10 protein-coding genes are annotated in these 13,087 nt (G+C 30.5%); 4 read left to right on the plus strand and 6 right to left on the minus strand.

The window, feature by feature from the left end; genetic code table 11:
* Positions 1 to 161: 161 nt before the first annotated feature.
* Positions 162 to 1,571, plus strand: coding sequence for a C69 family dipeptidase (locus tag CEF14_RS06860; protein WP_102692168.1), 1,410 nt, complete (start codon positions 162 to 164; stop codon positions 1,569 to 1,571).
* 485 nt (positions 1,572 to 2,056) lie between these two features.
* Here the strand turns inward: CEF14_RS06860 and CEF14_RS06865 are convergent, their stop codons facing one another.
* The 5 genes from CEF14_RS06865 to CEF14_RS06885 all read right to left on the minus strand — a co-directional run bounded on the left by CEF14_RS06865 (position 2,057) and on the right by CEF14_RS06885 (position 8,289).
* A complete protein-coding gene (locus CEF14_RS06865) occupies positions 2,057 to 2,818 on the minus strand; it encodes a cupin-like domain-containing protein (protein WP_170061464.1) in 762 nt (253 codons plus the stop codon).
* Complete coding sequence (locus tag CEF14_RS06870) at positions 2,812 to 4,323, minus strand: ABC transporter substrate-binding protein (protein WP_211284570.1); 1,512 nt, start codon at positions 4,321 to 4,323, stop codon at positions 2,812 to 2,814. The genes CEF14_RS06865 and CEF14_RS06870 overlap by 7 nt, the downstream gene beginning before the upstream one ends.
* Positions 4,313 to 5,359, minus strand: coding sequence for a ThiF family adenylyltransferase (locus tag CEF14_RS06875; RefSeq protein WP_102692171.1), 1,047 nt, complete (start codon positions 5,357 to 5,359; stop codon positions 4,313 to 4,315). Before CEF14_RS06875 ends, CEF14_RS06870 begins: the two co-directional genes overlap by 11 nt.
* Positions 5,360 to 5,650: 291 nt before the next feature.
* Entirely contained in the window at positions 5,651 to 6,382 is a 732-nt protein-coding gene (locus CEF14_RS06880; RefSeq protein ID WP_102692172.1) for a DUF5825 family protein, read from the minus strand.
* Positions 6,379 to 8,289 (minus strand): RiPP maturation radical SAM C-methyltransferase, encoded by a 1,911-nt coding sequence (locus CEF14_RS06885; protein ID WP_102692173.1) that lies wholly within the window; start codon positions 8,287 to 8,289, stop codon positions 6,379 to 6,381. The genes CEF14_RS06880 and CEF14_RS06885 overlap by 4 nt, the downstream gene beginning before the upstream one ends.
* A 167-nt stretch (positions 8,290 to 8,456) precedes the next feature.
* Here CEF14_RS06885 and CEF14_RS06890 point away from each other — a divergent pair, with 167 nt between their 5' ends.
* Positions 8,457 to 9,347 (plus strand): helix-turn-helix domain-containing protein, encoded by an 891-nt coding sequence (locus CEF14_RS06890; protein WP_170061465.1) that lies wholly within the window; start codon positions 8,457 to 8,459, stop codon positions 9,345 to 9,347.
* Between the two features lie 160 nt (positions 9,348 to 9,507).
* On the opposite strand, the gene CEF14_RS06895 is transcribed toward CEF14_RS06890, so the two are convergent.
* On the minus strand, positions 9,508 to 10,677 hold the full coding sequence (locus tag CEF14_RS06895) for an MFS transporter (protein ID WP_102692175.1): 1,170 nt from the start codon (positions 10,675 to 10,677) through the stop codon (positions 9,508 to 9,510).
* Positions 10,678 to 11,093: 416 nt separating this feature from the next.
* On the opposite strand from CEF14_RS06895, the gene CEF14_RS06900 reads away from it, so the two are divergent.
* Complete coding sequence (locus CEF14_RS06900; RefSeq protein WP_102692176.1) at positions 11,094 to 12,134, plus strand: inorganic phosphate transporter; 1,041 nt, start codon at positions 11,094 to 11,096, stop codon at positions 12,132 to 12,134.
* Positions 12,134 to 12,757, plus strand: coding sequence for a DUF47 domain-containing protein (locus CEF14_RS06905; RefSeq protein WP_170061466.1), 624 nt, complete (start codon positions 12,134 to 12,136; stop codon positions 12,755 to 12,757). The genes CEF14_RS06900 and CEF14_RS06905 overlap by 1 nt, the downstream gene beginning before the upstream one ends.
* Positions 12,758 to 13,087: the final 330 nt, after the last annotated feature.

Consider the following 13,087-nt stretch of genomic DNA (forward strand, 5'->3'; position numbering starts at 1 on the left):
CACTAAACACTCCCGTATAAAGACGGTGGAGTTAGACCACGCACTTGGAAATTAACCTCTTATAGCCCTTGTAACAATCTATTAAAAGTCATTTCTGCCACTTCATGATATAATTTGTATTGCAATTTATAACTTATAGTAGAAGATTGGTGAATAATAATATGAAAAAACAAAAGACAGGATCTTGTACAACACTTTTAGTCGGAAAAAAGGCTTCTATTGATGGCTCTACAATGATTGCGCGAAACGAAGATAGTGGTAGTGCTGCCTCAAATCCACAACGATTCGTTGTGATGAATCCAGTAGATCAACCGAAAATTTATAAATCTGTTCAAAGTACGTTTGAAATTGAACTCCCTGATCATCCTTTGCGCTATACGTCAACACCAGATGCCAGTGATGAAAATGGGATTTGGGGAGAATCAGGCATCAATAGTGCAAATGTAGCGATGACAGCAACAGAAACGATTACGACCAATTCTCGTATTTTAGGCGTTGACCCACTCGTGAAAAGTGGGATTGGCGAAGAAGATATGTTGACGATCGTTCTACCTTACATTCGTTCTGCCAAAGAAGGGGTACTACGTTTAGGTGAAATTTTAGAAAAGTACGGCACATACGAATCAAATGGTGTAGCGTTCTCAGACAAAGATGAAATTTGGTATTTCGAAACAATTGGTGGTCATCACTGGGCAGCGATTCGTATTCCAGATGATGCATATGTCATTGCACCGAACCGCTTCAACATTGATTATTTTGATTTTGAGTCTGCTGATACACTTTACTCAGAGGAACTTCCAGCATTAATCGAAAAATACCACTTAAATCCAGATACAGATCAAGTGAACTTACGCCACATTTTTGGCAGTGCGTCCGTAAAAGATACACGTTACAACAACCCTCGCGCATGGTATGTTCAAAAATTCTTCAATCCAGAAATTGAACAACAACCGATGGATCATGATCTACCATTTATTTGTCGGGCTAATCGTAAAATCTCTGTAGAAGATGTAAAATGGGCACTAAGCTCTCACTTCCAAAACACACCATTTGATCCTTACGGTGAAGGTGATGAAAAATCGAAGAGCATGTATCGCACAATTGGCATTAACCGTAACCAAGAATCTCATATTTTACAAATTCGTAACGATGTACCTGCTGAAATTGCAGGTGTGCATTGGTTAGCATTCGGACCAAATACATTTAACGCCGTTGTGCCATTCTATGCGAATGTAACGGATACGCCTGCATGCTACCGCGATACGACAACAACGTTTGATATTAGCAAAATCCATTGGTTAAGCCACACCATTGCTCTACTTGGCGATACGAATTTCGACCTTTATAGCGATTTTCAACGAGCATTCGAACAAAATACCGTTGCAAGTTGCCGCTTCGTTCAAATGAACGCAGACAAAGAAGCGATGGAACAAGAGAATATTCAAGCATATCTAGAACAAGTGAATGAACAATTCGCGGATATTTGTTTTAAAAACACGAATAAGTTATTAGGCGACATGGTTGGTGTTGGTACGAAGAGAATGAAACTAAACTTTTCATTAAATGATTAACAGATGAAAAAGCTGAGCAAAATTTGCACAGCTTTTTTGTTTTTCGTTATTCTGTGTGAGTCACCCACACAAAAGCAGATATTATTTCAAGAATCTTTAATCATAATCATCCAAAGAACAATTTGGACTTCCTTTTGCTTCACTCGAGCTTTCATTAACTTAATATTTTTTAGAATAGACTACACTACGAGTTGAAGCACTTATGGCATCTCCCCATTCGAACAAACTTGAGTACAAACTACCAAAATAGAAATCTATTACTTATAAATTGATACTAAATCTATTTCTTCTATAAAACTTTTTCAAAAGATCAATATTAATCTAGTCATATATGAGAGTTACAATTGGAAAGGATCGTAATCAGCTCATAAATAAAAAATGCAGCAACAGCAAATAAGCTTCCTAGCATTTTAAAAATCGATATATGCCAGCTGAGAAAAAACTCTTTCGATATATACTTTTTTAACTATACAATAATTTTGAATTTAGAATGTCCACTCATTTTTTTTGAATAATAATTTAATATACGGAAATATTGCTGTTTTTGCATTTGATTTATTAATAAAATTTTCAGTAATGGAAATTCCATCTTCCAAATTAATTACTTGATGCCACCATCCAGATGGTGTATAAACTATGTCTCCTGGATTTTGGTATACAATTATAGGGTTAGCTTTTGAAAACTCAGGAAACTTCTCTAAATTCGGATTAAATGCATCAACCATTCCTTCGTACATATATTTTGAATCTTCTGGAGAGAAGAAAATCCATTTTTTCCTACCTGTGATAACAGCATTCCATGCACTTGTCATTGCAAAATCTAAATGTAGAGGTGTCCCAGAACCTTTTGGACCTATAAATAACCATTTACAATCATTCATTTCTCCACGTGGAATATAGTCTATCCAATTATCTTTGAAGATTTCAATTGAATTATAGTCTTCATAAATTTCTTTACAATTTTCCATAAAGCTCCACGTACAATACCATGGATTTTCTTCTTGTCCTTCCACTTTTAAATAATCAATATATTCTCCTAATGTTGTTTCATATAAATCTGAAATTTCTATATGATTACATTTTCGAATTAACACTAATTTATCCCCATATTTTTCTTTAAGATATTCTAATGACCAAATTTGTGTAGCTTTCCAGCTATCGGCTATTCCTTCTAATAATAATGGTTTTTTTGCATAATCTGTTAAAAATTCTTTTTGAGAAAGTTCGTTTTTTATTTTATTTACCATTTTATTTCCTCCCATTTTTTCCATTTCAAATTACTAAATGAAGGAATTCCATCACTAGATAATTTATAATTTAGAATTGAAGAATCCTTCATATAAATACTTTTGCCTGTACATATCGGAATTATAGGTAAATTATCTAATAGTGTTTCTTCTAAAGAAGATAGAGTTTCATACGTATTATCTAGCATTGCTTTTTCTAATAATGAAGAATATACTTCTTCATTTTCTAAACCATACATTTCATAGGAATGGGGTATATAGTATGCAAAAGGATGTGAAAATAATGGACTAACTAGTGATAAACACATATCATAATCACCTATATCTTCTCTTTCAACGAATATGTCAAATGGTAGTTTTTCTTTAATTACTGTTATGCCCATTTTATCTTTCCATTCTTTTGCTATATAATCTACAATTTCTTCATTAGGAAAAAAATCAGCAAAAGTAATAGTAATTTCTTTCAGTTCATTTAAAAATTTATTTTTCGTACTTTTCGAATTTATATGTGAATTCAATTTATCTTCCCCCAAAAAAATCCTTACTAAATTTTCAGGGATAAAGTTTCCACAAGCATTGACTCCACTCATTAATTGTTTTTCTAATTCTCTTCTATCAATAGAGTCATATAGATTTTTTTTAAATTCCTTATTATTTAAAATAGGAATCGAATTTGGATTTAATTGCAAATTAAACAAAATAGAGGATTCTTCTAAATAAAAGTCTGTATATTTTGTCATATGCTCTATTTGTGAAAACGGGAAATGAGTATGACAAGTTATATCTACTATATTTTCCTTATAACGCTTTATAGAATTTTGCGCGTCATTATATACATCAAATCTAATATTTTTTATTGAATTCTTATCTATTTGTTCTGTAAATGGATTTATTTCCAACTCTATATAGGAACTTCCAATTTCAATAATTTGATATGAACCGTTTGAAATAGGTTTTTCAAAATTTATTTCAGTTATATGAGATGGATACGGGCTACTAGCACTTAATGAAAATAATTCAAACAAATATGGGACACTATTTTCAAATTCAACTTTAAATATATAATCATCAATTTCCTTTACTCCCAATTGTTCAATTTTCTTTTCACCTTTTAAGATTTCTTTTGCATTTTTTATATCCAAAAATAATTGCGAAAATGGACTATCGAAAGTGAACATTCTATAAAAATTTTCAACAAAATTTTTTGCAATTACCGATTTTCCATCAGACCATTTTTTTTTAGGATCTAAATTAAAAAGTATAACTTTCTTGTCTTTTGAAACATTAAAACTTTTAGCAGCAGCACCAACCCATAATTTACTATCTTCATCTTTGTATAATAAAGGTTCTCTGATCGCTTGATTAATGATTCTTCCATTAAAATCTAAACAAAATAATGGGTCTATCGAAAGTGGCATATCATCCATTTCTATAATTAATTTACTTCCTATGCGATTTTGTATTGGTCTAGCAACTATATTTTGATTAAATTGATTAATTTTCACCACAGTAACACCTACTATCCAATTCATCTTTTTCATTTACATCAACTGACATACTTAAAAAATCAAAAGTGCATCTTCTCCCCATACTTATTGCATTACTATTTGTAGACATATAAAGTATGATATCTTTTGCTAAAAATGCCGAAATAATAGTATTAGTTGCACCAAATGAAGCTTTAATTTTAAGCTCACTAGAATCTCTTATTTCTTTTTCCCAATCTTCCATAAGGTCATTTTCTTCTTTATTATGACATGCTAAACATTTAGTTTCATTTGGTACAATCAACGGTCCCCAAAAGCCTCTATGTCTCCCAACACCACCAGAAATCCACGGTATATTTTTCGCTTTACAATAATCATCAATTATAGATGGCAAATTTTTTGGGAGATCAGCTGCATTTATAAGAAAATCTACTTTGTGATCATCTAGTATTTCTAAATCTTTTGCAGAATGAATCTCACTTTTATATGTATAGACAGTTGAATTATTATCCAAATCTACAATGTATTTCTTTGCTAAATCAACCTTATATTCACCAATATTTTTCATTTTATAAATAAATTGTCGGTTAAAATTATCAATCTGAATAGTGTCCGGATCTATCAATACAAATTTTTTTATTCCTGCTCCGACTAGATGTTGTAGAACGACAGACCCAACTCCTCCTACTCCAATAATTACAACACAACTTTTTTCCAGATTTCGTTGTGCTAGATTTGCATTATCAACAAAATCATCTAAATAATTTATCTGATTTTGCACAATGGTTCCCTTATACTTTTGTCTGTCATAATCAGAACGTAAAATTCCATTTTCTAATAAAGAATTAAATAATTCCTTTATTTTTTCTTTTTCACTTTCACTTGAATTACTCATTAATTCCTCTAAAGAATACGATTGATTCTTTAAAGAGATTAGTGCAGTTCTCTGTACATCTGATATTTTTTCAAGTTCAAAAATATCATCATCTACTAGAAAAACTCGACCATTTTTTAAAGTTATTATTTGGTATCTATCTGCAATTTTAAATTTCACTTTGATCTAACTCCTCTATTATTTTTATATAAAGAAGAAACATACTTGTGTTCAAGTATGCTTCTTTAAAAGATTAAGTATTATTAAAAAGAGATGTCCGGCCTGTTGTATTAAGAGCGGTTAACTAGTAATCGTTTTGTTGTTGGTTTTACTTTTACGATACGCATTTTCTATCACCTCCTTTCATTGCCTTCATTAATTTTAAGAGCGGTTAACTAGTAGTCGTTTTGTTGTTGGCTTCACTTTTACGATACGCATTTTCTATCACCTCCCTTCATAAATTTATAAAAATTAAATTGTTGTATATGGTATTGATTTTCCGTTAATATGCTGAACTATATTAAACACCATGTTATCTACACACACTAAAATACCTAAGTCAATAAATAACATAACTAATTCTTCAGTATATTCAGATATTAATTCATCTAATTTTTGAAATTCTTTTGTACAATTAAATAATTTTACTTCTGATTTTGTAATTAATTCAAAAATTCGAGGTTCGTTTTGGATACGAGCATCTCTAATTTTTATATATTCTGGCCCTTGTCTATAGATAAGACTTTCCAACAAATAATTATTTCTCCAATTAGCAACTAAATTTCTATCCTCATTTCTACTTAAATACGGTGGTTGAAAATGAAATAATGGTAAAAAATCAATTACGTGTTTAGAATTTTGCTCCCATTGGAGAACGATATAGTTTTCTTGACATTTTTTTAAAAAGTGTAGCTCTTTAAGTGTTTGTTTACATTTCTTTTCATTTAACTCAAGAGTTGTGTATATTTTCTCTACTCCAAATTCTTTTAATTCCGTTATAAATTCTCCGTCGAGATTGTCATTTTCCTCGCGTATAATCTCAATTTCTATTCCTAACTGTTTTTTATCACTATTAATATTTTTTAACTTTGATAAAAATCCATTTAATTTTGCATATTCTAACTTAATTGCTTGTGATTTATCCCCAAAACAAGAAGCTGCCGCAATCGATTCGTTTGAAATGTAATTAATACTATCAATCATTGTAGTACCTCTTCTCTCATAAATTCCAAATATCTATTTGAACGGATTCTTTGAGAATCATAAGGAATTGCTAAAGAGAGATATTTGTCTTCTTCTTTATAGAAATATCCTTCTTTTGATTTAGTATTTAAAAACTCTTCTAAATAACCATTATTTATTCTGTCATCAGAAAATTTTGCATGAAGTCTGTTTTTTAATGCTTTTATATTTTTTACAGTATTTAGTTCTTTAAAAACTTCAATATGTAGTGGATCTTTCCAGTATGTTACTTTTTCATCTTTTACTCCTCTAGTATCAAAGAAATATAATTCTCCATTCATATTGTATCTATAATAGAACTCCGTGTTTGTATATAGCATTTGCCAATTATTAATAACATTTCTTAAAATATCTGCTTGATTCTCCGTTAATCCAGCTTTATTCGACTCGAAAATGTATGCAATATCCATAAGTTCTGTTTCAGGTAAGTCATAAACTAATTTGTAAAATCTTGCCGGTTCTAATACTCTTAATCCCATCTCAGGTTTATTAAAATATGGACTAAATCTCTCTAAAGATATTCGGACTGCACCACCGGGTGGTTGAATATGATTTAAGAGTTTCATACTTTCTAAGTCATAGAATTCCCATTTTTCTCCAGGAAATCCATACAATATATTCCAAGTAACTGTAATACTATATTGTTCACAAAACTTTAGTAATTGAACATTTTGAATTCCTGTAATTCCTTTATCCATAATTTTCAATACTGGACTACTTAAATTTTCTATACCTGGTTGAATTTTTTTAACTCCAGATTCATGAAACAATTTTATTTGATCTTCCATCAAATTAGCTTTTACCTCATAAAAAATATGTAAATCCCAGTCTAACTTCTTTATTTTTGGTAAAAGTTCTTTCATATATTTAATATCTAAAATATTATCCACCATAAAGATATCAACAGTTTTAAATTTGTTGACCATACTAGTTATCATATCAAATGCACGTTCCGCTGGTTGGCTTCTAAAACCAATATAAGAACCATTAAGTCCACAAAATGTGCATTGATGTTTTGCTCCCCACCAACATCCCCTAGAGGTTTCTAAGATTAAAGATGGTCTTATATTTTCTGAAACATCTAGAGAATGAATCAATTCGAAGTAATTATCGTACCAAGGAAATGGGACACTATTAAAATCAATTGGCACAGTTAACATTTTATTAAATTTTGAAACTCCATTTTCTCTATAACAAAGCCCACTTATATTTTTGTATTTCACTTTTTCTTGATTTGTTAATAAGGCTTCGACTAACTGTGGAAATGAAACCTCTCCCTCCCCTCTCATTACAAAATCAATGTATTCATAATTTTTATGGAGAGCTTCACCCTGCTTATCATCACAATTTGCTCCACCAAATGCAATCTTAGTATTTGGATATTTTTCTTTAATAGATTTCGCAGTTGCTAATGATGGGATATTTTGCATAAATGAACTTGTAAATCCAATTAAATCATATTCTTGATTTATATATTCTTTCATTAACCATTCAATAAAATTTGGTGCCTCTTCATACATCCATTCGATTACTTCCATTTCTTCTTTAGTAAGTGCTTTCTCTTCTAAAACAAATTCAACATACTCTTTTCTTCTATACTCTTTTCCATAAAATGCTTTTGTAAAAATCCAATCTCCTACACCATACGCAAAATCAGCTTCTGAAATCAATGCATAATTATATGCTCTATCTATATCCCCATTACTTTTTTGATAAATATATTCTGCCCACAAAACATTCGCATATAAAATTTCACAAGATACATTTGTATTAGAATATTTCTCATCTACAACAGATTTTAATATTCCTAATTGAATTGAAGGCATATCTATCGAAGCCCACGGCATTGTTATTAATAATATTCTCATATACACACGCCCCTATGCTTAATGTACAAATGGTAAATCTAATGTTACAATTGTAAATAAAATTGAATTAATGTAGAACAATGGTAATATTCTTTTTATTTCCACGTATTTATATTTATTCATTTTTACACCTCTATTTAATATTAATTTTTGAAAGGATCATTTTTATGTTTGATAATTCATTAGGTTCAGAAATAATGCGATTGCGTAAAGAGAAAAATTTAACACAAAAAGAACTAGCAGAAGAAATTTGTACACAAGCCACTATAAGTATGATTGAAAAAGGAGCTATTAAACCTGGACTTGATATTTTGTATTTAATTTCTTTAAAATTAGATAAACCCATTTCATATTTTGCTAATATTATGTTAAATGAAGACTATCCTTTAATTAATTCAATTGTTCAAGAGTTAGAGTCATTGACTATCTCTCATAACTATCAATTAATCTACTCCATTATTAAACGAGAGCTATCATTTAAACCAAAAGATAAATGGTATGAAATATTTTTGCATTGGCATTATTTTTTAAGTGCATATTACTTGAATTTCATATCTATTGACATTGCTATTGAACGATTAACAAATTTATTAAATAATGAGCATAATTCTATTTTAAAAAAAGATTTTCTATACGATCGTATATGCAATTCAATTGCTATTTTATATTCCACTAACAAAAACTATGAAAAAGCACTTTCCTTCTATAACAAAATTAATTTAAATATTAATGATACAATGTCGCCTCGTTTAAACCATCAAGTATACAAACTTCGAATAATATACAATAAAGCTAAGACTCTATATGATATGAATTCTTTAGAAGAGTCAAAAAAACAAATAGAATTAGGAATTAAATGTTCTATTAATCTGGAAAACATGTCTTTTTTAGGTAGTTTTTATTATTACTTAGGCCTTATACAAGAAAAACTAAATGATAAAAGTGAGGATATATCGCATTCATTTAATAAGGCTTATTTTTTCTTCAACATATTAGATAGAAAAATGTATAAGGAAATAATGGAAAAAGAACACCGCGTATTTCTAAATTTCGATTAGAACATTAATTCTATTTAACCTAATTTTAGTTTTTTTTATTTATTTCACAATAAAATATAAGTATCTTAATATTATTTAATTTTAAATTCTTAATATCCTAAAAAAAGCATCATTTTAGAAGCCTTACAGTTCTAAAATGATGCTTTTTAAATATATAAATTTAAACTTTTTTTATTGTTTTTAAATATTTTAAATACAAGAAAATAGAAATAATTGTGACACTACTTGCAAGAATCATAAACACCATATTCAATTCCACTACTTTATTTAAAACACCAATAATTATAGAAAAGGCTGCCATTAAAAGACCTGTTAAAGCATTACAAATAGATAGTAATGATGTCCGTATTTTATTTGTAGCAGTTTCATGTAATTCTATATTTAAACTTGTATCCCAAATTTCAAATAAAATATTGGTAATCATGAATATAGCCAAGATGGTAAGCGCTACATGAATACTCATTGCTAAATACAAAATCTCCGAGATTAATAGAGTTAAAAATATAATACGATACTTACCAATTTTCCCAATTAAATATTCAATTTTAAATGATGCTAAGGCACTTACGACAGACAGAATAAAAATTGAAATAGAAATAGTTTGTACCCCAAATCCTACGTCTTTTAACATAATAGCACCATATTGATACAAAATAGATACTAACCCTTGCATTAAAGCAATGACCATAATTAATAGTTTATACTCTTTCCTAGTAGCAACAAATATTTTTATTTCTTTTAAAATGTCACTAAACTTATTTTCTTCATCCTTTTCTTGTGAAGATTTAATTTCTTTTACCGTCATAATTAGTATTAATGCAATAAATTGAGCAGCAATTGTTACGCTAAATATTAATAATTCATTTATTTTATACATAGTTCCTGATAACAATGCACTAATTGCGATAGCAATGATTGCAATTGCATTATATTTACCAATAAACTTAGTATATGCTCCCTCTTTATCATCTGATGAAATCCCCTCATATACAAGAGACTGATCTGATCCAGATATCAATGAAACCCCTATTCCATATAATACAAATCCAATTAATACAATCGCATAATATTCATATGCAAAAAAAGTTAATATGTATAAAATGATAAATATGTGTCCTAGTATAATCGATTTTTTTCTCCCAATTTTATCAGAAATAATACCTGATGGAATCTCAAATATTCCCATTATTACGTTTAATATTCCTTGTAGTAATCCAATCTCAATAAGTGAGTACCCTTTATTGGATAAAAATATCATCCATAATGTTCGTTCAAAAAATAAACTTGCCCAAAAAATATAAAAGTACATTTTTTTCATTTGCTTATTCATCTAACTAACCTCTACATCCTATTTATTTTTTTATATTTGTGTTTAGTATATTTAATTAACTTATAATAAACCATGCATTATAAGTATACTTATAATTGAGGAACATGAAGGCCGATACAGTTATCGTTATTCGTGTTGAGCTAGCATCGCGGTCAGAAAGTGATTCACAAAAAAGTGCAACCTCCGTCCAATACTTTGGATGATTTCTTTCAAGCATATGGTTCATATCAGAGTTTTTGTTAGTTTAAATTTTTTAGATTCAATTCGTATTCTATTTAGTTCTAGGATAGTCGATGCAAACTTCCTTTGTTTAGTGAAAAGAAAAATACCTCAAGTATAAGCAACTTCAAAGATTCTTATTTATTTTCCTACAATCTGATTAGTATAATGTAAATAGATTAAAAAAGGAGGGGGAAATGGTGTTAACAGGAATCTATTGGTTGTTGGCGATTGTGATAGTGATTGCATTGATTTTTACGCTGACAAATGGGTTACATGATGCGAGTTCAGTTGTTGCTACGATGATTGCTTGTAAAGCTGCTAGCCCAGTCCAGGCGGTACTAATTGTTGCAGTATTTGGATCGCTAGGAGTTCTTTTTAGTGGAAATCAAGTTGCTGATACGGTATCAGCAATCGTTAAACTCTCTCCGGGGATTCATCTAATACATATCTTAATCGCATCCATTTTAGGTGCGGTGGTTTGGAATCTTATTACTTGGAAAATTGGGATTCCATCCAGTTCCACTCATGCTCTTATTGGAGGTCTTGTTGGAGCTGCATGGATCGCAAATGGGTCTAACAGCATTTTATGGGGAGTTTCAGAGCTCTTTTCAGGTAATCACCAGTTAGTAGGAATTATGAAAGTGATTGTATCATTGATTCTTTCACCAGTGCTGGGTTTCGTTATTGCATATGTCATTCAAAAAATATCTGCTCTGCTGTTAAGAAATGCTAAATTTAGTATTAACGGTACGATCAACAAGTTGCAGTGGATCGTGGCAGCTGCACTAGCATTTAGCCACGGATCCAATGATTCTCAGAAAATAACTGGATTGATTTCACTTGCCCTAATATCTGCCGGAATCATGCATTCTCATGCTGTTCCCCCACTTATTAAAATCGCAGTGGGCTTGGTTATGTTCATCGGTACTGCTTTAGGTGGATGGAAAATTATGAAGACGATTGGAAACAAGATATATGATCTCAGACCCATTCATAGTTTGAATTCAATGCTCTCTTCCGGTACTTCAATACTACTTGCTACTTTTACTGGCGCCCCGGTTTCCACAACACATGTGGTTGTAGGTGGTATTATGGGGGTTGGTTCAGCAGACGAATATCGGATGGTAAACTGGAATATCGGTAAAGAAATTGTTACAGCATGGTTTATTACGATTCCATGTTCAGCAATAGCTGCTGCGATTGTCTACTTTTTAATGAATGGGAGGATTTTTTAATGAGTGCTCACAATTTTTTAGATAGAATATTCCCTAAAAAGTATGATTTCTATTCCATGCTTTTGAATCAGAGCAAAACAAATTATCAAATTATTGATACTTTAGACAGCTGGATTAAGGACAAAGGTGAATCTGCTTCTCAAGATTTACTTCATAAGAAAAAAGAAGCTGATCACATTCGATTTCAGCTTGAGCATGATCTTGTAGAGGCATTTGCAACGCCCTTTGACAGACAAGATCTTTACTCCATCTCAGTTGCGATGAATAAAATAAGTGACTGCACCATCTCTATCTTTAAAACCATAAAGGCTTTAAACATCGAAGCGGATGCTACAATCATAGGAATGACAAGTTTACTAAGCCAAGGCGCCTTAGAACTTAGTGACGCGATTTTAATTTTGGAGAAAAAACCTGAAGAATGCCAAAGTAAAATTGAAAAAATCAGAATAGCCCAACAATCAATGGAAGATATCTATATTTCTGGACTAGCCGAACTCTTTACAAACAATGATTCAATTATCATCTTAAAATATAAAGAAGTATATGATGTTTTAAAAGAAGCAGCGATATTATTGGGAGATACGGTGGATATCTATCATAGGATTTGTGTTAGGATGATATAAAGTCAAACTTCCATCAGCTGGGTTTCTTCTCCCGCTGATGGTTAGTTGAAATAACCGAACTTTTACGGCAGTTATTCCCCACTAATTTTCTTAGCTTCTCTCTTAATCCCTTGCATTAATACGGGGAAAAATAGCACATTTTTTTCTTTATATTTGGTGCCACTCTGCTGTTAAAGGGGCTACTGAAAAAGTAAAATTAGCGAAGACTCCTTGAAAATGCATTCGCATTTCCTTGTGATGTTCATTCAGTGAAGTTTATTCAATGTCCTGTGGGAAAATGGACTAGACGAGACTCGTCAGTTCGCCCACGGATAGCGGAGCTAATTCCAC

The sequence above is a fragment of the Rummeliibacillus pycnus genome, from assembly GCF_002884495.1.
In the GTDB taxonomy this organism is placed as follows: domain Bacteria; phylum Bacillota; class Bacilli; order Bacillales_A; family Planococcaceae; genus Rummeliibacillus; species Rummeliibacillus pycnus.